Here is a 21,468-nt window from a genome sequence, read left to right as displayed (position 1 = left end):
ACAATCGGTCGGTTCATCTCAATCATACTCATTAATAGTGACAGGGATTGTCATAATCATGTTTTTTATTTGTAATTACGGGTGAAGTGCATGCCCCTTATAGTACACTCGGGGAGACTGAAGTTCTAATGAATTATGGAATAACTCCTCTATCTAAGTGTCCGCTGTAACACATCACTTTACGGATCAATTATGGAATGTATGGCGGAAAATTCATGGATAACTCATACTATTTTTCATTTTTTCAACCTAAGGAGATGCAGCCGCCGATAGAAGCGAATTTCGGATCAAGAATTTCATTGCAAATTAGAGTTGAATCATTTATTATGGATATCGAAGATCTATATTAATGATAATTCTGTGAAGGGAGGGGGAAACTTGCAGTTCTCCAAAAGTACAGATTATGCCCTACACGCCTTAATTCATCTGGGAAACTCGGAGCGTTGCAACAACATCGGGATCAAGGAATTATCCGGGACACTCGGCGTATCCGAAAGCTATTTATCCAAAATCATGTCCAAGCTGAGGCAGGATGGAATCGTGCGTGCTGTCCCAGGGGTGAACGGTGGTTACGAGCTCGCACGGCCGGCGGATCAGATTACGTTCCTTGACGTGATTCAAGTGATCGAAGGAAGACAGAAGTTATTCGAATGTTCCAATTCGAGTTCGCGGCAGCATCGGTTGTTAGCGGAAGAGAGGGCTGCACAGCGGGAACTGAAACATCCGGAAAAAAAAGTATGCTTGGTTGAGAAAGTTATGTACGGCGCGGAACAGCATCTGTACCAATATTTGCGGGAACACACGATCCAGTCGGTACTGGATGAAGCTTTCAAGCGTTGTACCCATAGGGAAAACAAGAAGTGATACGCTTCTTGCGCTTTAATTATGGATATTATAGGTCGTTCATGGGGTCGTTTGAAGGATGGAAAAGCAACTTTTGGATGTAACCATTGCGGTCATCCACAATGAGCTGAATACAGGGAGTTGGAGGAGAAAAAATGAGCACGATAACGAATATTAAGCGCGGACCGATCATGTTTGCCCTGATTATCGGCATGTTCGTCGCCGCTTTGAATGAGACGCTAATGGGCAACGCCCTTCCCGAATTGATGAAATCGTTTGGCGTATCTGCGGCAACGGTCCAGTGGCTTTCCACCGCCTACATGCTCGTCGTTGGTGTGCTTGTACCTGTAACTGCAATCCTGCAGCAATGGTTCACGACACGGCAAATATTTCTGTCGGCGATGGGTCTGTTCTTCGCGGGAACGGTCACCTCGGCGGTTTCGCCGGAATTCGGGGTGCTGCTTGTCGGGCGGATTATCCAAGCGATCGGAACCGGCATGCTACTGCCGCTTGTCATGAACGTCATCATGACCATTTATCCGCCGGAAAAGCGTGGAGGCGCAATGGGGATGTTAGGGCTTGTCGTCATGTTCGCACCGGCGATCGGTCCGACTATATCGGGTTTAATCGTTGACGGGCTTTCATGGCGCTGGCTGTTTTACCTTGTCCTGCCGTTTGCGCTGCTCTCCATTATTATAGGAGCCGTTGTCTTGAAAAATGTGTGGGAAGTTACGAAGCCGCGAGTGGACTTCTTATCCATAGTATTGTCGACAATCGGCTTTGGCGGAATCGTCTATGGGTTCAGCAGTGCCGGGGATCACGGCTGGTCGCAGCCGGAAGTCATCTGGACGATCGTAGCGGGCGGTGCGGCGCTGTTGCTGTTCATCTGGAGGCAGCTCATATTGAAGCAGCCTGTCATGGATTTACGCGCATTTCAATATCCGACCTTTGCGCTTGTCGCGGTGCTGCTGCTTGTGCTTATGATGACCTTCTTCTCATCGGCCATCATGCTTCCGATGTTTATGCAAGGCGTACTTCTGGTAACGGCATTCAAGTCCGGTTTGATCCTTCTTCCTGGCGGGATTATCAATGGGTTCATGGCCCCGGTCTCCGGCAAGCTGTTTGACAAGTTTGGGCCGCGCGTTCTGATCATCCCGGGATTGGCCATCTCCGTCATCTCATTATGGCAATTTACCCGCTTCGACGAAACGACGAGCACCGGCTTCCTCGTGGCCGTTCACATTGCGCTGATGATTGGCATCGCGCTAGTCATGATGCCTGCACAGACGGCTGGACTTAACCAGTTGCCAAGCCATCTGCACCCGCATGGGACAGCGATCTTAAATACATTGCAGCAGGTGTCCGGCGCAATCGGCACGGCCCTGTACATCAGTATTATGTCGAGCGGGCAGAAGCAGTATTTGAGCAATTCAAGCGATCCGCAGGCTCCGGCGGAAATCGCCAAAGGGCTTGCAGCCGGCATCAACAACGCATTCTGGTTCGGCGTCATCATCGCGCTCGTCGCGCTCGTGCTCGGTCTCTTTATCCGTAAAGGGAAGTCGTCGGAGCAAGAACAGGCGGCTGGATGAACCAGTTTGGGGAATTCATAAACCATAAGGAAAGCGTGGGGAATACTCATGGACGATTTTTTTAATGCAGCCCTATGGGAAAAAGCGTGGAAAGACGAGTCCGATTTGAAAATCGACAGGATGAAAAGGAATGGAATCGATCCTACCCGATCTTTTGATCATAAGGCCGCGACCTTCAACGAACAATCGTTTAGCGAAGAGGGAAAAAAACGAACCAAACGAATCATGAACTGGCTTGAAGGACAAGGCGTTCAATTCGAAAACAGCTCCATTTTGGATATCGGCGCCGCATCGGGCGTGTTCACGGTTCCGTTCGCGGAGCGAGGGGCCCGCGTAACCGCTGTAGAAACTTCTCCGCCGCTGATCGAATTGCTGGAAGAAAACATCTCGAATTTCGCCGAAGATCAGGTGAAGATCGTACCCGTACCGTTTGAAGATATTGACGTAGCGGCCAAGGGCTGGAACCAGGCCTTCGATCTCGTCTTTGTCTCGATGAGCCCGGTCGTGCACAATTGGGAGAGCGTGGAGAAGGTGCTCCAGTGCGCTCGAAAGTTCTGTTATATCAGCATGCCGGTACTTCATACGGAGCACAGCCTGGTGAAGGAGGTTTGGCCGCTCGTCACCGGTCAACCCTACCAATCCAAACTTACAGAAATGGGATATTTATTGCATCTGCTGTATCTTAAAGGTTATGCATACGAATCGTTGATCACGCGCGAAGGGAAAACGACGGAAGTCTCCAAAGAAGCGGCGTTGCAGGAAGCAATGACTTGGCTTGGCCATCACCGTCTGCCTGTTGACGAGCGGAATCGGAATATCATTGCCGACTATCTAGAGCAAGCCTATCCGTCCGGCAAAATCGTCATTCGGGAGGAAGGACGTTTTGGCAAAGTGCTGATTCGATTGCAGGATCAGAACATGTATTAGAGAGAGATTTGAGTCTGACAAGGCGGGTTACGTATTCATTCCAGAAAAATCGGCTTCCCAGTTCAACTTAGTCTTGTTCCCGCAGTGAAAAAATGATAAGGGTCGTGAGAATGGTATAACCGACGGCAACCGCCGCGCGATCGGCCCCGCTCCGAGCGGCAATCCGATGATACTGTGCGGAAAGGTGCGTGTTTGGGGTTCTCACGACCGATCGTGCTGCCTCGACAAGAGCATAACGCCGTTTTTTGTTGCCTTTTCGTGTTCGGCCGGACTTTCGTTTTCCGGCACATTCATGGTTACCTGGAGACATCCCTGCCCATGAACACAGATGGGAATCGATTCTTCGCGTCGGTGCCGATTTCCGCCAAGATTTGCTCAGCATTTCACGGCCGATACCGGGAATCGTATCCAAGCGCCCTTTATGCTCCAGAATGTGTCCGCTGTAATTAATTTTGTCATCAAAATCAGCATAATAACAACCTTTTAATATGCCTGGGTAAATTTTACACGTTATGGCAACCCCAACACCCCTTCCCTGCCCCAGTGGCCAGCATGTACTCTGGGAGATGAGGCAATCATGATTTTTGACCGCAGCTGTACAGTAAGGCATAATTTTGATAACACGTTGATGGAAACCTTACTGAAAACGAAACCGAGACTGCCTTTCCTGCCAAGTGCTAAGAAAGAAGAGGAAGGTTTTATACTGCATTAATACATCTTATAAATAATAGAAAGAGCGTCTTTGCCGGCAGGCGGAGGCGCTCTTTCTGTTGGTATGTTGTTTCAGTTCCCCGTCCTTGTACCGGTTTAGTCGCAATGTAGAGTAATTCGTTTGAGTACAGGGGGATTATGACCGAAATCTTTTAGGTCTCAATCAAAAATGCCCTGCATCTACTATTATGCTTTTCACCCTAAAAGAAATCCTTCTCCGAGCGGATCAGCAGGATCCACAATAAATTGGTGTGTGCCCGTGATGAAAGCTCTTCCTTTAATTTCGGGAATAACGGCTTCCTTATCGGCCACATACGTCTTCTCTAGGATTCGTCCGGTGAATTGGCTATTCACGATGCTTTCATGGACAAAATCATCGCCGATGTCGAGCTCCCCACGGGCATACAATGCCGCCATTCGTGCGCAGGTACCCGTTCCGCAGGGGGACCGGTCGATTTGTGCATCCGCAAAAATCGTCACATTACGCAAATGCGAACCATCCTTACGTGGCGAATCGGAGACGATGACGCCGTAAATGCCCTGCAGTTCCGGTTCCAATGGATGCCTTACTGTAAGCGTGCTTTCAATGTATGCTTTAATCACAGAGCCCCAATGTTGAAGGTTCGGAAGTTCGGCAATATCGACCGATGTCCCAATGTCTTCCGCTTTGACAATCGCATAGAAGGCGCCTCCAAAGGCAATATCAACCGTAAAGGATTTGCCCGCAATTATAATTGGATAATTCTGAGCGAACACGAAAGAAGGAACGTTTTGGAACGATACCGACTTCACTTCCGTTCCTTCGTGATCTGCATGCGCAATCACTTTGCCGGCAGGGCTGTCGATGACAATTTGAGAGCGTTCTGCGGTTTCCGGGAGAAGCCCCAATTCGAGAGCTGCCGTCACAACGGCAATAATGCCATGGCCGCACATCGTGCTGAAGCCTTCGTTATGCATGAACAATACGCCAAAATCGGCGTCATGACTCACCGGCGGAGTAACGACGCAACCATACATTCCATGATGTCCTCTCGGTTCATACATGAGCACTTTGCGAATGTAATCGTAATGTTCCCGGAAATACGCTCTTCTGGCAAGAATAGTATCGCCTTTTAATGGTGGAATGCCTCCCGTAATAATGCGCAGTGGTTCTCCGCCAGTATGCGCGTCAATCGTTGTATAGTACTGTTTCAGTTCCATTTTCGATGACCTCCTATGATTTGATTACCCATGGTCTTCCGCTGGCGGAATTAATAAAAATCCTTCCGGATGTTCGTCGTCCTCATGCACAAAAAATGTGTGCATTCCCATCAGCCAGGCGGAGCCTTCAATCTTCGTCGTCACTGCAGGAAAAGGGCCGACTTGCGTTGTGCTCACGATACGAGCCCGGAAGAGCGAGCCGACGATGCTTTCATGAACGAACTCTTCATTGATGCCTATTTCCCCGTTCGCAAACAAAACGGCAAGTTTCGCTGAAGTTCCCGTACCGCAGGGAGATCTATCAATGCCGCCAGGCGGGACAATGACGGTATTTTTTACGTCCGCTTCCGGGTGCGACGGGTCTGAATAAAATTCAACATGCGTTACTCCTTTCATGTACTGCGCTTCGGGATGCATGACCTCGATCGATTGATTGATTGCTTTGCGTATGCTCACCGCTTTGGCCACGATAGCGTCCGCATTGGATGGAACCAACTCGATGCCCAATTTTCTGGCATCCGTTATCGCATAAAAATTGCCACCGTAGGCGATATCGCAATCAACGCCCCCTACTCCTTCCACTTCCACATTCAGTCGTTTGTATAAAAAAGCAGGGACATTCTGAAAAGCCACTTTCAGCACTTTTCCATCCTGCACCGAAAGTTCCGCTTCTACCAGTCCGGCTGGGGTGTCGAGTTTCACATACGTTATTGGTTCAGTAACGGTAATCATGCCGGTTTCAACCATCGCCGTGCATACACCAATGGTGTCGTGTCCGCACATCGGCAAATAGCCGCCAGTTTCGATATAGATGACCCCTATATCCGCATCCGGCCGACAAGGCTCCACGAGTACTGCGCCCGACATTACGCCGTGTCCTCTTGGCTCGTACATCAATATTTTTCGAATCCAATCGTGTTCGGTTTTCATATGAAGCATTTTTTCCGACATCGTTGCTCCAGACAGCTTGGGAATGCCGCTGATAATGGTTCTTGTCGGATTTCCTCCGGTATGCGAATCTACGGTCATAAACACTTTCCTGCTTTTCATGCGTGATTCACCTTCTTCCGAAATCTCTCGAATCTTAATGGCTCGGTTGGAATAACCGTATTCGACTGTTCCGTTAAAATTTGGGTCATCAATTTGCCCGTTACCGCAGCTAAACTGATGCCGTCTCCTTCATGACCTGCAGCAATATAAAATCCGGGAACCTCATCGACTGCCGACACGATCGGTAAATGATCCTGCGTCCATGGCCTGAGCCCTGTATAGGTACGGATGATCTGGAAATCGCCGATTTTTGGATAAAAGCGGAGCGCTCTTCTCGCCATCGTACGAATCGCTTCCATATTGACCGTCGTGTCAAAACCGACAAACTCCCTGCTGCTGCCGATCAGGAAATTTTGGCTCTCCGTGGGCTCAAATACGAGAGCTACGCCGTATTTCTCCGTTAATGGATCGACTTTACGCTCACCACCGAACTTAGAGATCAAATAGCCGAACTCCATCACTTTGCGCATACCGACGGGCACTTGGCGGGAAGCTACAATCAAATGTCCTTTACGGGGTACGATCGGGATGTCCAAGCCAACCATTCGGCCGATAACTGGTGCCCACACCCCCGCTGCGTTCACGATTTTTCGGGCCGAAAAATCACCCTGCGTTGTGCAAATCTTGAATTCTGCCGTCAATGGATTTCTCAAGATCGACTTAACCTCGGTATTTAAACAGACACGAACCCCATATTTCTTTTGCGCATCGTCAAATAGGGCAAAGGTAAGCAGGTACGGGTTAACGGTGGAGTCCGTTCCACACTCTAATCCTCCAGGAAGGTCGTCCGCAAGGTACGGCGATTCCTGCCGTATATCCCCACGATCCAGCATCCGGAATGAAAGCCCCAGCGCCTTCTGCCTGTTTACCCATAACTGAGCCGCCTCCATTTCCTCATCCGATTCACAGACGAGGATGCTGCCGGGCAATCTGTACTCGAACGGACTGCTGAGCTCCCGGCTTAGTTCATCGATAATGCGTTGGCTGGTAAGCGACATTTGGCTGTCAAATCCAGGGTCTTTGTCAATAGCGAGTATATTGCCGTCGCATCGCGATGAGGTTCCGCTGGCGAGTTCTCCTTTTTCAAGCACAATGACGTTCACCCCCTCCCTGCCCAAAAAGTATGCAATAGCTGCACCGATAATCCCGCCACCTATGATGACGACCTCGGTATGGTTCACACCCATAGCCACGTTCCTTTCATGTAGGATGATCAACTTCAAACTCATGTTGAAATAGCAATTTTAATGCCAAACCCGAGGCCTGGCCTGATGTTTAAAGAAGGATCGCAAATTTACAAGTTATAGGACGGCGTGTATAATTTAACCAACATGTTAACCCATATAAAGCGAGGTAAGCCCAATGAAGCACAAAACTCCTGCCGTCACCGAACTTATCCGAACCAATTATTGTTTCATTGAAAATAATGACGATACCAGTCAGCATTTGGAGCGATATTTATCTTCCGTGCAATCGGACCGGGACATGATTCTATTTTTTAGGGATGGAAATCAGCTTTATGTTGATCCAGAAAGTGATGGGTCGAACGGAATGGACCTCGATAGCATCCCTTGGCAAACTGCAAGATCGGTGAGCAAAGAAGCGACGATGAATGACATCATTCCGCTCTTTCAAGAAAGCGATTACATCATGGTGACCGAATTGACAGGCCAACCTGTCGGTTATGTTACCGCCGCGGACGCGCTTGCCGCTTGTTATCAGTCACACCAATACTTGGAAGCTTATTTCGAAGCCATGATCGAAACGATGGATGCCTCTGTTTCCATGATCGATGATCAGGAAAATACAGTCGTATGGACACCAGGAGCCGAACGGATTTTTTCAATTAAGGCGAAGGATATCTTAGGTAAACCGATGCCTGAATTTTTCCCCGTCGATATGCTGCAAATCTTAAAGACGCACAAGACCGGAGAAGGCGTCTACCAAAAACTGCACCAGCCGCGGCCAGACATATATGTTCTGATCAATTCGAATCCGATTCGGCTCAATGGGAAAATTATCGGTTCCGTCGTTGCGGAAACCAACATCACCAGCGAGGTCAGATTGAATCAAGAATTGTTTAACGCAACATCCAAGGTTCATCAGCTTCAGCAGCAAATGGCTCACTTGAATCCCTCGTCCGATCCGTTCAGCAGGATCAAAGGAACAAGCAAAGCCATTAAGCGCACAGTCGATATGTGCAAAAAAATCGGATCAACCAAGGCGACCGTGCTTATTCTCGGTGAAAGCGGAGTAGGCAAAGAACTTTTTGCTAAGGCCATTCACGATATTCGGGAAAAACCTGACGCTCCTTTCATAGCCATCAATTGCGGCGCTATTCCGCCATCTCTGTTTGAAAGCGAACTTTTCGGTTATGAAAAGGGAGCATTTTCCGGGGCTGATCTTAATGGCAAAAAGGGAAAAATCCAGCTTGCCGCAGGCGGTACCTTATTTTTGGACGAAATCGGTGAAATGCCTCTGGAGATGCAAGTCAAGCTTCTGCGTGTGCTTCAGGAAAAAAAGTTTTATGCGGTAGGCGGAACCAAGCAATTAGATGCCGACTTCCGGATTATGGCAGCTACCAACCGCGATTTGGAAGAGCAGGTCAAGAAAGGGGTCTTCCGTGAAGACTTGTATTATCGGTTGAATGTGGTTACATTAGTTGTCCCTCCCCTTCGGGAAAGAAGAGAGGACATTATCGAACTGACCCATTTTTTCCTTAACGAGTTTGCCTTAAGCTATAACCGATTGATCCAAGACATTCCGCAGGAAGTTCTCCTGGATTTGCTCCATTATCACTGGCCGGGCAATATCCGCGAGTTGCGGAATACGATTGAGCGATTAGTCGTGTTTTCATCTGATGGCACGATAGAAAGGGGTTATTTACCATTATCGATCCTGTCGAACAGAAACGGCAAGGATCTGCCGCGGGCTGAACCAACTGCGGGTGCGTTTCACTCATTGCAGGAAGAGCTCGTAGCGCATGAAAAGCAACTCATCCTGTATGCACTGAAAATGGAAAACGGAAACAAGCAGGCTGCCGCCAAACGACTTGGCCTTTCGCGGGCAACGCTGTACAACAAAATGAAAAAGCTCGGTATATTCGATTAAGTTCAAACCAAACAAATCCTTATGTCATGGAGATCTGCGTGCCAACGCCAGCCATCAACGCTCGATCATAAATTGCTTTGGCAACGACGATATCCATAGCAGCCAGTCCCACTGATTTAAATACCGTTGTTTCGTCATGCCGCTCGCGGCCAGGCTTCAATCCGCAGACGATCTCCCCTAATTCTGCGTAAATAGAGGCCGGATCAAAGAGTCCCTGCTTTTCGGGGATAATGAAATCGCCCGACTCCTCTAATGCCATTTCCCTGGATTCAACGACGATTTTGTCGGCATGGGCGATCAGATGAGTCGGCAGTTCTTGCATATCCGGACGGAAGGAACCGACCGCATTCACATGGACGCCCGATGGGACCGCTTCTTTGCTAAAAACAGGATGTATGGAGTTCGTAGCGGTGACGATAATATCGGCTTCCCTTATGGCCTGGTCTGCATTACTGGCAACCGTTATCTCCAGCATCCTTTGCTCCGCTTCGGCGGATTCCATCAGTTCGTGTGCCAATTCATAGGCTTTGTGCTCATGCCGATTATACAATCGTATTTCCTCGATGGGACGTACTTCTCTTATTGCTTGAATGATTCCTCTGGATTGCGCCCCGGTTCCAATGACGCTCAGCACTTTCGCATTTTCCTTCGCCATGAGTTTGCTGGCCAGCCCTGATGCGGCACCGGTCCGGATTACCGTCAAATAAGACGCCTCCAGGATGGCTAGCGGCTCCCCCGTTTCTGTGTCTGCAAGTACCATCAAACCGTTAATCGTCTTTTTTCCCATGGCTGTATTGTTCGGAAACACCGAAACGAACTTCACGCCCAAACTGTTTGCCGCTTCAACAAATGACGGCATAAATAACGACGTTCCCTCCGATTTTTTCAAATAGAGTGCTGTTCGGATGGGTGTGATAGCGCGCTGCCCCGAATACTCGGACAAAGCAACGCTGACCGCGTCAATGACTTCCCCCATTTTGATCACTTTGCGTTGATCATGCGAAGATAAAAATAGCATGGACATCTCCTTCCTCTCTGTTTATGAGTAGAGGGCTTTCCCCCCCTTTCCTTTCCTAATGCAAAGTACATTCCAACTCGTTTCGCGCTAATAAACGACATATCATGTCTAATTCTCTATACAAAACACGGCTGTCATTTCAAATTTTAGACACTGACATTCACAAACAATATTGTTTTGCGTTGACATAAAGCTGGCATTTTTTTTGCAAGGAAAATAAATGTAGAAATCAATTTGAAGCAGATTGGGAGGAATTGATGTGCAAACTAGGATTGAAAAGCTTAGGGAGGTTATGGAAACCCTCGAGCTGGACGGCATGCTGATCGAGAGCGCAAGCAATCGCCGTTATATCACCGGATTTACCGGTACCGCAGGCACTGTGCTGATCTCTAAAAATCAAGCGAAGCTGATCACTGATTTTCGTTACGTCGAGCAGGCCGGTGCTCAAGCAGCCGGATTTGAAATCGTTAGGGGGTCTAAAGCTTCGATGATCCAGCAAATTGCCGATGAAGCATCGAAGATGAACATGACCAAGTTGGGCTTCGAAAAAGAACATCTCACTTTTGGTAATTATCAGAAATTTCAAAATGAGATCGCTGCCGAGTTGGTCCCTGTTGCCGGAGTCTTAGAAAACCTGCGTATGGTTAAATCCGAAACTGAAATCGGCTTCCTGCGCACTGCCGCGCAAATCGCTGACACTTCTTTCGCCGAAATTCTTGAATATATCCGCCCCGGACTTACCGAAAAAGAAATAGCCAATACCTTGGAATCAACTTTGCGCAAGCATGGGGCTGACAGCTCCGCATTCAATTTAATCGTCGTTTCCGGCCACCGCTCCGCCCTTCCCCACGGCTTGGCCAGTGAGAAAATCATTGAAAACGGCGATATGCTTACGCTTGACTTCGGCGCATATTACAAAGGCTACCGCTCCGATATAACGAGAACGATCGCCATCGGTGAGCCCGATGCACAATTGCAAGATATTTATCAGATTGTGCTGGAAGCAGAGATGAAGTGTATCGCCCTTCTGAAACCGGGGACATTATGCAGCGAAATAGACATCTTTACGCATCATTACATCGAATCGCTAGGATATGGCGATTACTTTGGTCACGGCACGGGTCATGGAATCGGATTGGATATTCATGAAGAACCATTCTTTTCGACAACTTCAGAAAAAATTCTGGCTCCGGGTATGATCGTAACAGTCGAACCCGGGATTTACATCCCTAACCTCGGAGGCGTCAGAATCGAGGACGATGTATTGATCACCGACTCGGGACATGAAATAATTACAACCGCTTCAAGAGAACTTATTGTTTTGTAAATCAGGATTTTGCAAAATTCGATTCCGGCCGCTCCCGGGTACAATATATAGACGAACTAAACCGTTTCGCTCTATATATTGCTGATTGAAAGTCGCTCCTTGGATTTTCGCAAAAATCCTCAGTCAAAAATTGAAACCGCTGTCATCTTCACGGTCAGGCCCAATATTCATTCACAATGAGAAGGGTGATCGATTCATGAAAATAAAAAAATCATTATTGCTGGCTTTATGCCTTGCGGTCTTAATGACAACAGCGTGTACCTACAAGTCTGCTCCAACGACGGAGTCAAAAACAAATCCGCCAGTGAAAGCAACGGAAGATGCCCAAAAGGAGGGACAGATCCTTAATCTGGCGGCGGGACAAGAAATTACGACGCTCAACAGCCTCGGACTCATCGACAATCCTACGATCGCGATTCAGAACAACCTGTTTGAAGGCCTTTATCGGCTGGATAAGACAAGCAAGCCGACCCCGGGTATGGCCGAATCTTACGAAGTAAGTGAAGACGGGAAAGTGTATACCTTTCATCTGCGCGATGCCAAATGGAGCAACGGAACACCGGTCACGGCCAAAGATTTTGACTACGCCTGGAGAAAAGCCCTCGATCCGGCAAATCTATCCCCCTATGCCTCCTTCTTTGACGATATCGTCAACGGCTTGGATATCCATAACAAAAAGAAGGGAATCGAAGAGCTTGGCGTAAAAGCTATTGACGATCATACGTTTCAAGTCACGCTTTCCAAGAACGTCCCCTATTTTCTGGATTTGATAACAGCTCCTGTTTTCTTGCCGCAAAACAAAGCGTATGTGGAGGGCCAAGGAAAAAACTACGGACAGGAAGCGAATAAAGCGATTTATAACGGACCGTTCGTGCTGGATTCCTGGAAGCACGAAGAAGGCTACGTTCTCAAGAAAAACCCCGACTATTGGGATGCGCAGACGGTGAAATTGGAAACGATCAATTTTAAAATCGTCAAAGACAACAGCACTAGAATGAACCTTTATGAAGCTGGCCAACTGGATATGACCGGCTTAACATCCGAATATACCGAGCAGTACAAAGGGTCTCCCGAATACGTTGCCTATCCTGATCCTGGCATGCGCTTCTTGCGAATGAGCCAAAAAAATAAATATTTGAAAAACATCAATATACGCAAAGCATTGACGATGGGGTGGAACCGACAGGATATGACCGACGTCATCCTGAACAACGGCTCCACTCCGGCCAACTATCTTGTTCCGAAAAGTTTTGTTATGGGACCGGACGGCAAGGACTTCAGGGCCAAACATGAAGAGGGGTTCAACACAGGCGGAATCGATGAAGCGAAGAAATATTGGGAGCAGGGTCTCAAAGAACTTGGCGAAACCAGCATCAAACTTGAATTGTTGAACTATGAGGGAGATGTATCCAAGACCATCGGCCAATACCTGAAAAATCAATGGGAGAAAAACCTTCCCGGTCTTACCGTTACGATCAACCAGCAGCCGCAAAAACAAAAACTCGCACTGGAAAAAAAGGCAGATTATGATGTAAGCTCCTCCGGCTGGGGACCGGATTACCCGGATCCGATGACATTCCTGGAGAACTTTACGTCAAACTCGCCCTATAACGAATCGGAGTACAAAAGCACCAAATACGATCAACTTATCGATGAGGTAAGGAATGCCACAGACCCTGCCGTACGATGGACAACGCTGCAAGAAGCAGAGCGCGTTCTCCTTGAAGAAGATGCGGCAATCATCCCGATGTATCAAGAAGCAATCGCCCGCTTGTCCAAACCTTATGTGAAAGATTATGTAACGCATCCCTTTGGTGTGTACTCCAGCTACAAATGGACCTATATCGAAGGCAAAAATAAATAATACGCCGACAAAAAACAGCCGTTTCCCTAAACTGATATCAATTGGGGAAATGGCTGTTTTAGTTTTATGGGACTATTCAGTTGTTTTGCATCTCAACTGGACTCGCTTCGTCAACGGAAACCTTAATATTATATGCTCCGACATTGCTTGGCGTATTCGAATTTTTGTATACAAGCAGATAATATTTGCCGGCAGGTGCATCGAATGTATTCTCTTGAAGATTTCCATTCCTGCGCGAATCTTGCCAATAGTTTTGAAGATCGCTCTCTTTATACAGAACCCAGGTTAAATCCATGCCGTTCGGTTGGGTGACAACGAGGTGGACCTTTCCAGCGTTCTCCAACTCGAAGTAAAAATAGCTTGCCGTATCGGATTGGTCCATAGTCGCAGGAAAATCGACGTCAAATGGCAGCGGACCGTTTGCCAATTCAATTCTGTTGTTGGGCTTTATTTCCTTGTCAAGCGAATGAATCACAGCTGTCGTTGTTTGCTCTTCCGTTACTCCATTGCTGTCCGTTACTTTCAAGCTAATGTTGTAGGTGCCCATTTTTTTATAGACATGCGTGGGATTAGGCAGCGAGCTTGTTGTGCCATCGCCGAAATTCCATTCGTAATTGGTGATCGTCCCGTTATGCGAAAACGTCCCTTCGCTATTAAATTGTAAAGCGTAACCGGCAGTTCCCTCATAGGGTCCATGGATATCAACCACTGGCGGGAGTGTGGGATTACTTGCGTCATCCGGCAATACACCATGAAATACGACATCGAAAACAAAATGATTATTTTGATCCAATCGGTGGTTTACGAAGTATCCCGTGAAGGTTTTATAGCCGCTCCATGGCAAATGATCAAGCGCTTTCAAAGAATGATCGACGATTTCATCCATGGCTTTTCGATCTTCAATGATTCCCTTGCTTATCCCTCCGGTATAAGTTCCCCGGACCACAAATGTATTAAGCAGTTCCGAAGAATGCTCCTCCGTCCGGATATCGGTTAAGTTCACGGCCTGATGGATATCATTCAAAACGGTTGAACGCGGTCGAACGGGATGGCGCAGTAAATAGTCCTCTGCGACAAGCGGTATCGTTAATTGCCCCGCATCTGCCCTTTGGTGCAAATCGATAGCCGAATCGATATAATTCTTATTTAGCTGTTCATCATGCCCCAAAACGTTCATGTAGGCATCATAACCCGTTCCGTCATTGCCGCGGACCAAGTTTGCAATGTTTTCTAATACATCCGGCCGTTTTTCATAAAGATAATATTGAAGCTGATATGCAAAAGTATAGAATCGAAATCCATTGAATTTTGCGTGCACGATTTCATTCGCATTCATCCATGAAGCGACTGGATCATTTAAATACCCCTGGGACATGGACCTGCGAGGCAGAATACCGTTTTCCCTTGATGAACCGGCTAGCAGTTCCGCACCTCCTTCTTCCATCCATGTAACTCGGTCATTCCGATAAATTTCACTTTCTCCCCAAAAACCCGGAATCAGGTATCGGCTTTGCAGGAAATGGGTAAATTCATGCCGAAACAGTTCCTCTAAAGTGTAAACGCTTTCGGAAGAGGTTCTTTCCCACGTATAAAAAGTGCCCTGGGATTCAATATAAATCCCGCCATTTTGAGTTTCAAGACCGTTCAAGAGCAGATTAATCTTATATTCTTCCATGTTGTTGTAAATATAGATGCTGAGAATATCATCAGGATGGCCTTGCTCTAATGGAACGTCACTGCCGGATATTCGGTAAAACTGCGCTCTAACTTCTTTTGACGCCCAATACAGGCGCTCTATTTTGTCGTCCGTTACGTCTTTCCCAGTGTACATAATCATTTGGCCGTCATCGAAGGTATAACGCTTTGGAAAATAAAAATGTTTTGCTTCGTTCACAAGCTGGTCATAGTGAATCGCGATTCCTTTTGAATTCATACCGTTAAAAATTTGATTGATGGAGCTTGCCGATTGCATATAAGCGTAGCTGTACTGGGGGAAAATCTCCATATCTCGCGTCAAGATTTCATTCACTGAGGAAGGGTTACTGCTGAATTTACTGAACAGTCCGGAGTAATAAATAGCGTTATAGAGAAACCATTGGTGGTTTGGCGAGTAATTTGTGTGAAGGGAGAGTTTGCCGATTGCTTTAATAAAGGGGTCAAATGTACCGATATAATCCGGTTGCTTTGGAACATTTTGTTCGTCCAAAACATTGTTTAGAATAAAATTTATTCCTTTTAAAAGTTCATATACAGCGGAGAATTCTCCTCCGTTTGCATGATTGTAAGCATCAAACTGTTGCTCCGCCTGCAATAAAATTTTCGTGGCACCATTGATCACTTCCGCATTGACAGCGGTATTCCCAATCATTCTGCCAAATGCAGCAATGACGTTATTTTGCTCTGCCGTACCGATTTCGAAATTAGGGTTATCCTCAATGGCGATTAAAGCTGGGATGATCTTCTTCCGGTATTCCCACTCATTGATGTAACCCAAGGTATCCCGATTGTAGTAACCAAGATAATAAGCGGATCGGAGCACTTCCACGAGAGTATCGATTCCTTTGCTGTCGTCTTTCGTATAATCTCTTCCGGCATTTTTCAAAGCGGCGATAAGCGCCTCCATCCGGTTTCTGTCGCCATAAAACTCCGCAGTATCGTTATTATACGCGAATAATTCGGGAACATTGGTCCATCGCAGCTTTGGAAGAAGGGCAGTTAAGTCCGCGTAGCTCATTTTATTTAATTCCGCCATTGTATAATTTCTTATCTCGACGGCCTTTAGCTGACTTTGGTTCCCTTGCACGTCTGTATCACGAAACGGCGCGATTTGGCTTTGATGCGGCGATTGTACTTGTGGCGGAGCTCCTTCAGGAACAATGCTTGCAGTGTCTTTTGGAGAGCGGTCTCCTCCGAGGTCGCAAAGAGGCTCGTCCGTTCCCTTTGGCTCCGTCAATTTACCGGGAGGATTTAAACCCTTTGGTGCATGAATTTCCACCTCCTGATCTCTATTCTGACTTGGCGCCTTACTTGCAGCCTTGCTTTCTGTCCGGTCTGCTTTCAGACTTACTGCCTGCAACGATACATCTGGCGATTGTGCCAGAATTGTCGTTCCCAAACCATTCATTGCCATAGCTGTAATCAAGCTTGTGACAATACAGATTCCAATTTTACGCCCCATGAACCCCATACTGCACACACTTCCTTTCAAAATTGGTAGCAGATCATCTCCAAACGTCTTACAGTCGGATCCTGATCGTTTGAGCGAACTCCAAGCGTTATAGCTCACTTTTTAATTTACATGACGGTTCTCCCTCCTCTTTTTACCGGATACCTTTCCCAACATGCAAAATCCATTCCAAACTTTACACCGGATTAGCGGCTAAAATCTGTCCATTTTTTGAACAAAGCGCACCATGCATCCAACAATTTAGACAGTTCAATGACGCCATATGATCAAAACAATTTGAGAAAAAAACAACAGCCATTCCTTCGCATGCAGCGCAGATAAATGGCCGTGAAATGAATTCAATGCATCAAGATAGAACACACATACGTGAAGATAAACAAAATTCCTCCCGACAGCAATAAAGGATAAGTCAACCTGAACTTGCCCCATTCCTTCCATCGCTTTTCTTCCCGGTGAAAGCGGGACGCATACTCACCCTGCTTGGTCGAATGTTCGAAAAACCGCCTGCAGCTATGCAAAAACCCGTTGAACAACCCGCCTTGCAGCACCAACATACCGGCCCCCGCCATCAGCAGCAGCAAAGAGATAATCGATAAAAGATTGACAAGTTCCATGAACAAAGAACCTTGTGCTTCCATTGCCTCCCTCCTCTAAGTTCGAGCCTTATATTAGACGTGGTGCTGCCGCAGCGCAGGCTCTACACCTTCATCCGTACAAGCAACCCAGTGACCCCGCCCCACTTCCCGGAAGACGCGGCTGGCATCATCTTTGGCGTACATAGCATGATCAAATACGATTCGTTTGCGTTTACGTTCCAGGACAGGATCGGGAACGGGGATAGCCGAAAGTAAAGATCGCGTATAGGGATGCAACGGATTTTCATACAGCTCGGCACTGTCTGCCAATTCCACAATGCGTCCTCGATACATAACGGCTATCCTGTCGCTAATATGCCTCACCATGGACAAGTCGTGCGCGATAAACAAATACGTGAGCCTTTTTTCCTTCTGTAAATGCTTAAGCAGGTTCACGACCTGCGCCTGCACGGATACATCCAGCGCGGAGATGGGCTCGTCAGCGATGATGAATTCCGGACTCACGGCCAATGCGCGGGCGATGCCAATTCGCTGACGCTGGCCACCGCTGAACTCGTGAGGATACCTGTTCGCATGATCGCGGTTCAACCCCACCGCCTCCAGCAACTGATACACAAATTCCCGCCGCTGCCCGGCATCTTTGGCAAACCCGTGAATGTCCACACCTTCGGCAATGATATCCGCTACAGTCATCCGCGGATTTAATGTTGAGTAAGGATCCTGAAAAATCATCTGCATACGGCGGCTCATTTGCTGGCGTTTTTCCAGGGAATTCAGCCCGGGCATGTTTTCGCCTCCATACAGAACTTTGCCTGACGTGGCTTTGTACAAACCGATGAGGGTTCTTCCGGTCGTTGATTTGCCGCATCCGGATTCCCCCACAAGCCCAAGTGTCTCGCCTTTGTAGATATCAAAAGTAAGTCCGTCGACGGCTTTATGAATTTGACCTTTGCCTAGTGGAAAGTATTTCTTCAGATTCTCCACGGCCACCAATTTCTCCCGGGCAGCCTGCAACGTTTTCGCTTTGTCGGGATCATGAAGATGCAGCTCCCGTTGGCTTGGGGACACATGAGGACGGCTAACCTTTGGTGCATACTCATGCAGCAACCAGGTGGCAGCGTAATGCGTGGGGGTGATTTGAAACATTGGCGGTTCTTCCATAAAATCAATCTTGAGCGAATACTTGTTGCGCGGCGCAAAAGCATCCCCTTTCGGCAGCGACATCATATTGGGAGGCGTTCCCGGGATGGAATATAATGTCCCCTCTTCTGCATGGAGTCCCGGCATGGAACCGAGCAGTCCCCAAGTATACGGATGTCTGGGGTCATAAAAAATTTCGTCGACCGTCCCTACCTCCACCGCTTTGCCCGCGTACATGACGATGACACGATCGGCCAGGCCAGCCACGACACCAAGATCATGTGTGATGAAAATGATCGACATGCCAAGTTTGCTCTGCAAATTTTTCAGCAGCTCCAGAATTTGCGCTTGAACCGTCACATCCAGCGCTGTTGTAGGTTCGTCGGCGATTAATATTTTCGGTTTGCACGCAAGGGCGATCGCTATGGACACCCGCTGGCGCATGCCGCCGGAAAATTGATGCGGATACTGCTTGATTCTAAGTTCCGGATTCGGAATCCCGACCATATCCAGCAGCTCTATCGCTTCCCTTTTGGCTTTGCTCCTGCTGACACGCTGATGCTTTCGGATGCACTCCATGATCTGATTGCCGACCGTCATCGTCGGATTTAATGAAGTCATCGGGTCTTGCGTAATGATCGAAATGTATGAGCCTCGAATGCCCTGCATCTGCTTCTCGGTTTTTTGGAGCAGGTCCTCTCCCTCAAACCATACTTCTCCCTGTTTAATGCTGCCGACGGATTTATCGATAAGTCTCATGATGCTTTTCACCATGACAGATTTACCCGATCCAGACTCGCCTACAATAGCGAGCGTTTCCCCTTTTTGCAATTGAAACGAGACGCCCCGAACTGCTTGAACCTCTCCCGCATACGTGTTAAAAGTGACGGCCAAATCTTTTATAACCAAATTTTCCACCATTCAGGCTTCCTCCTATCTGCGCATTTTGGGATCCAGCGCGTCTCTAAGACCGTCACCCAGCAAATTAAAGCTGATCATAATCAAACTAATAATGACGGATGATGAGATCATCATATGCGGATTAATCCGCATCATCTTAAATCCATCATTAACGAGTGTGCCTAGCGATGCGACCGGCGGTTGAAGGCCAAGCCCGATGAAGCTGAGAAAGGCTTCCGTAAAGATGGCGCCGGGAACGGTAAACATGGACGTGACGATGATAGGTCCCAGCGTATTCGGTATAAGATGTTTCCATAAAAGCCGGAAGTCTTTAGCGCCAAGCGTTCTGGCTGCCAGAACATATTCCTGATCCTTCAGCTTGAGAATTTGACCGCGCACGATCCGCGCCATGCCGATCCAGCCGGTTAAAACCATCGCGAGCGTGAGCGTCATAATGCCTGGTTTTAACACCAGAATCAACAGAATAGTGACAATCAGGTTGGGGATTCCCACCAATACTTCGACAATCCGCTGCATTACATTGTCGACCTTTCCGCCGTAAAATGCGGATATGCCGCCGTAGGCCACCCCGATAATCAGATCGATGGCCGCTGCGAGAAGGGCAATATAAAGGGATACCCGGGTGCCTTGCCAAACGCGTGTCCACAAGTCCCTGCCGAGCTCATCCGTGCCGAACCAGAAATAGTCGGTAACGCCTTTTCTGGCATATTGGTCGATTCCGTTCATATCCTTGCCGTTAAAGCCAAGCCAGCTTATATTCTCTAGAACCGGCACTTTAGGGGGCAGCTTGGAGCGTACCAGATCCTGATCATCAAATCCGAATTTGCTCATCGAAGGGCCAATAACCGACATAATAACAAGAATGATAATAATTACTAATCCAATTAAAGCGGCTTTATTTCTAAGAAAACGCTTGCAAGTATCTTGCCAATACGTTAACGTTCGGCCTGCAGCTGCCTCCTGCCCTACCATCGAGTTTTCAGCCGCTTCAAACAAATCCTTTGTATACGTTTTGATTTGAGTGTTCATCATTGCTTTCCTCCCGTCAGGCGAATTCTCGGATCAATGACGCCATACAACAGATCGACGACGAACACGATTCCGATAAACAATGCGGCGTAAAATAAGGTTGTTCCCATGATCATCGGATAGTCGTTTGTCATGATGGATCTGGTAAACTGCTCACCAAGGCCGGGAATGCTGAATATTTGCTCGATAATCAGCGTTCCCGTCATTAAATTAATGGTCATCGGTCCGAGCAAAGTGACGATTGGAATCAGGGCGTTCCTCAGTCCATGCCTGAACAAAACGGCAGTACCGCTTAATCCTCTTGCTTTGGCCATCACGATGTAGTCCTGGCTAAGAATCTCGATCATCTCCGTGCGCATGAACCGGGCCATCGTTGCAATGACGCCGACAGCCATTGAGATCGTCGGCAAAATGCTGCTCGCAAACCCGTCCCAAAACGCGATTGGCAGCCATTGAAGTCTGACGCCGACCCAGTACTGAAGCAGACCGGCAAATACGAAAGAAGGAATAGATACGCCAAGTACGGATATGATCATCGAAGAATAATCCAGAGCGCTGTTTTGCTTTAAGGCGGCGAACATCCCAAGGAGCAGTCCCACTACGGTCCCCAGAATGATAGCCTGACCGCCAAGTACTGCAGATGCCCCGATTCTTTCACTTATGACTTTGGTGACGGGCCGACCTTCAAATTGAAACGATTCTCCCAAGTCTCCCTTCAATATATTTGCCATGTATTTGACGTAGCGAAGGGCAACAGGTTTATCCAGCCCATACTTTTCATACAAGGCTTCCTTTTGGGTCTCGGACAGCTTCTCGTCGTTAAACGGCGATCCTGGCAGCGTTTGCATGAGCAAGAAAGTAAACGTGGCGATTACAAGAAAGGTGATGATCATATATCCAATTCTTCCTGCAATGTATTTCCCCATAAACCTACCTCCATAAGTTTTCCAAACCG

16 protein-coding genes are annotated in these 21,468 nt (G+C 47.8%); 6 read left to right on the top strand and 10 right to left on the bottom strand.

All coding sequences use genetic code 11. The features are described 5' to 3' along the window. The first annotated feature begins 378 nt into the window (after positions 1–378). From GQY55_RS02595 to GQY55_RS02585, 3 genes are all read left to right on the top strand, one after another. Positions 379–864, top strand: a complete 486-nt coding sequence (locus tag GQY55_RS02595) for an RrF2 family transcriptional regulator (protein ID WP_160037835.1) — start codon at positions 379–381, stop codon at positions 862–864. A gap of 134 nt (positions 865–998) precedes the next feature. Beyond that, a complete protein-coding gene (locus GQY55_RS02590; protein WP_160037833.1) occupies positions 999–2,432 on the top strand; it encodes an MDR family MFS transporter in 1,434 nt (477 codons plus the stop codon). A gap of 48 nt (positions 2,433–2,480) precedes the next feature. Continuing rightward, on the top strand, positions 2,481–3,359 hold the full coding sequence (locus GQY55_RS02585) for a class I SAM-dependent methyltransferase (protein WP_160037831.1): 879 nt from the start codon (positions 2,481–2,483) through the stop codon (positions 3,357–3,359). Positions 3,360–3,426: 67 nt separating this feature from the next. On the opposite strand, the gene GQY55_RS31765 is transcribed toward GQY55_RS02585, so the two are convergent. The 4 genes from GQY55_RS31765 to GQY55_RS02565 all read right to left on the bottom strand — a co-directional run bounded on the left by GQY55_RS31765 (position 3,427) and on the right by GQY55_RS02565 (position 7,507). After that, a complete protein-coding gene (locus tag GQY55_RS31765; RefSeq protein ID WP_268894982.1) occupies positions 3,427–3,969 on the bottom strand; it encodes a transposase in 543 nt (180 codons plus the stop codon). A gap of 296 nt (positions 3,970–4,265) precedes the next feature. Continuing rightward, entirely contained in the window at positions 4,266–5,270 is a 1,005-nt protein-coding gene (locus GQY55_RS02575) for a proline racemase family protein (protein WP_160037827.1), read from the bottom strand. 24 nt (positions 5,271–5,294) lie between these two features. Next, positions 5,295–6,320: a proline racemase family protein gene (locus GQY55_RS02570; RefSeq protein WP_160037825.1), complete on the bottom strand. Its 1,026-nt coding sequence runs from the start codon at positions 6,318–6,320 to the stop codon at positions 5,295–5,297. Next, on the bottom strand, positions 6,317–7,507 hold the full coding sequence (locus tag GQY55_RS02565) for an NAD(P)/FAD-dependent oxidoreductase (RefSeq protein ID WP_160037823.1): 1,191 nt from the start codon (positions 7,505–7,507) through the stop codon (positions 6,317–6,319). The genes GQY55_RS02570 and GQY55_RS02565 overlap by 4 nt, the downstream gene beginning before the upstream one ends. A gap of 175 nt (positions 7,508–7,682) precedes the next feature. Between GQY55_RS02565 and GQY55_RS02560 the strand changes: the two genes are divergently transcribed. Beyond that, a complete protein-coding gene (locus GQY55_RS02560) occupies positions 7,683–9,431 on the top strand; it encodes a sigma-54 interaction domain-containing protein (RefSeq protein ID WP_160037821.1) in 1,749 nt (582 codons plus the stop codon). A gap of 19 nt (positions 9,432–9,450) precedes the next feature. Here the strand turns inward: GQY55_RS02560 and GQY55_RS02555 are convergent, their stop codons facing one another. Next, entirely contained in the window at positions 9,451–10,449 is a 999-nt protein-coding gene (locus tag GQY55_RS02555; protein ID WP_160037819.1) for an ornithine cyclodeaminase family protein, read from the bottom strand. Positions 10,450–10,708: 259 nt separating this feature from the next. On the opposite strand from GQY55_RS02555, the gene GQY55_RS02550 reads away from it, so the two are divergent. Both GQY55_RS02550 and GQY55_RS02545 read left to right on the top strand, forming a co-directional pair. After that, complete coding sequence (locus GQY55_RS02550) at positions 10,709–11,776, top strand: M24 family metallopeptidase (protein WP_268894981.1); 1,068 nt, start codon at positions 10,709–10,711, stop codon at positions 11,774–11,776. A gap of 304 nt (positions 11,777–12,080) precedes the next feature. After that, on the top strand, positions 12,081–13,640 hold the full coding sequence (locus GQY55_RS02545; RefSeq protein WP_236575361.1) for a peptide ABC transporter substrate-binding protein: 1,560 nt from the start codon (positions 12,081–12,083) through the stop codon (positions 13,638–13,640). 76 nt (positions 13,641–13,716) lie between these two features. On the opposite strand, the gene GQY55_RS02540 is transcribed toward GQY55_RS02545, so the two are convergent. From GQY55_RS02540 to opp3b, 5 genes are all read right to left on the bottom strand, one after another. After that, a complete protein-coding gene (locus GQY55_RS02540) occupies positions 13,717–16,818 on the bottom strand; it encodes a collagenase (protein ID WP_236575360.1) in 3,102 nt (1,033 codons plus the stop codon). 347 nt (positions 16,819–17,165) lie between these two features. Next, positions 17,166–17,465, bottom strand: a complete 300-nt coding sequence (locus tag GQY55_RS02535; protein WP_160037811.1) for a DUF3899 domain-containing protein — start codon at positions 17,463–17,465, stop codon at positions 17,166–17,168. Positions 17,466–17,495: 30 nt separating this feature from the next. Beyond that, positions 17,496–19,484 carry an ABC transporter ATP-binding protein gene (locus GQY55_RS31880; RefSeq protein WP_160037809.1) on the bottom strand — a complete coding sequence of 663 codons (1,989 nt, stop codon included), beginning with the start codon at positions 19,482–19,484 and terminating at the stop codon, positions 17,496–17,498. Between the two features lie 12 nt (positions 19,485–19,496). Beyond that, positions 19,497–20,513 (bottom strand): oligopeptide ABC transporter permease, encoded by a 1,017-nt coding sequence (gene opp3C, locus GQY55_RS02525; RefSeq protein ID WP_160038493.1) that lies wholly within the window; start codon positions 20,511–20,513, stop codon positions 19,497–19,499. Beyond that, positions 20,513–21,439: an oligopeptide ABC transporter permease gene (gene opp3b, locus GQY55_RS02520; RefSeq protein ID WP_160037807.1), complete on the bottom strand. Its 927-nt coding sequence runs from the start codon at positions 21,437–21,439 to the stop codon at positions 20,513–20,515. Before opp3b ends, opp3C begins: the two co-directional genes overlap by 1 nt. Positions 21,440–21,468: the final 29 nt, after the last annotated feature.

It is taken from the genome of Paenibacillus sp. USDA918EY (genome assembly GCF_009870825.1).
Taxonomy (GTDB): Bacteria; Bacillota; Bacilli; order Paenibacillales; family Paenibacillaceae; genus Paenibacillus_AQ; species Paenibacillus_AQ albilobatus.
The sequence above is the reverse complement of the archived record's forward strand: the minus strand, read 5'-3'. Positions and strand labels throughout refer to the sequence as shown.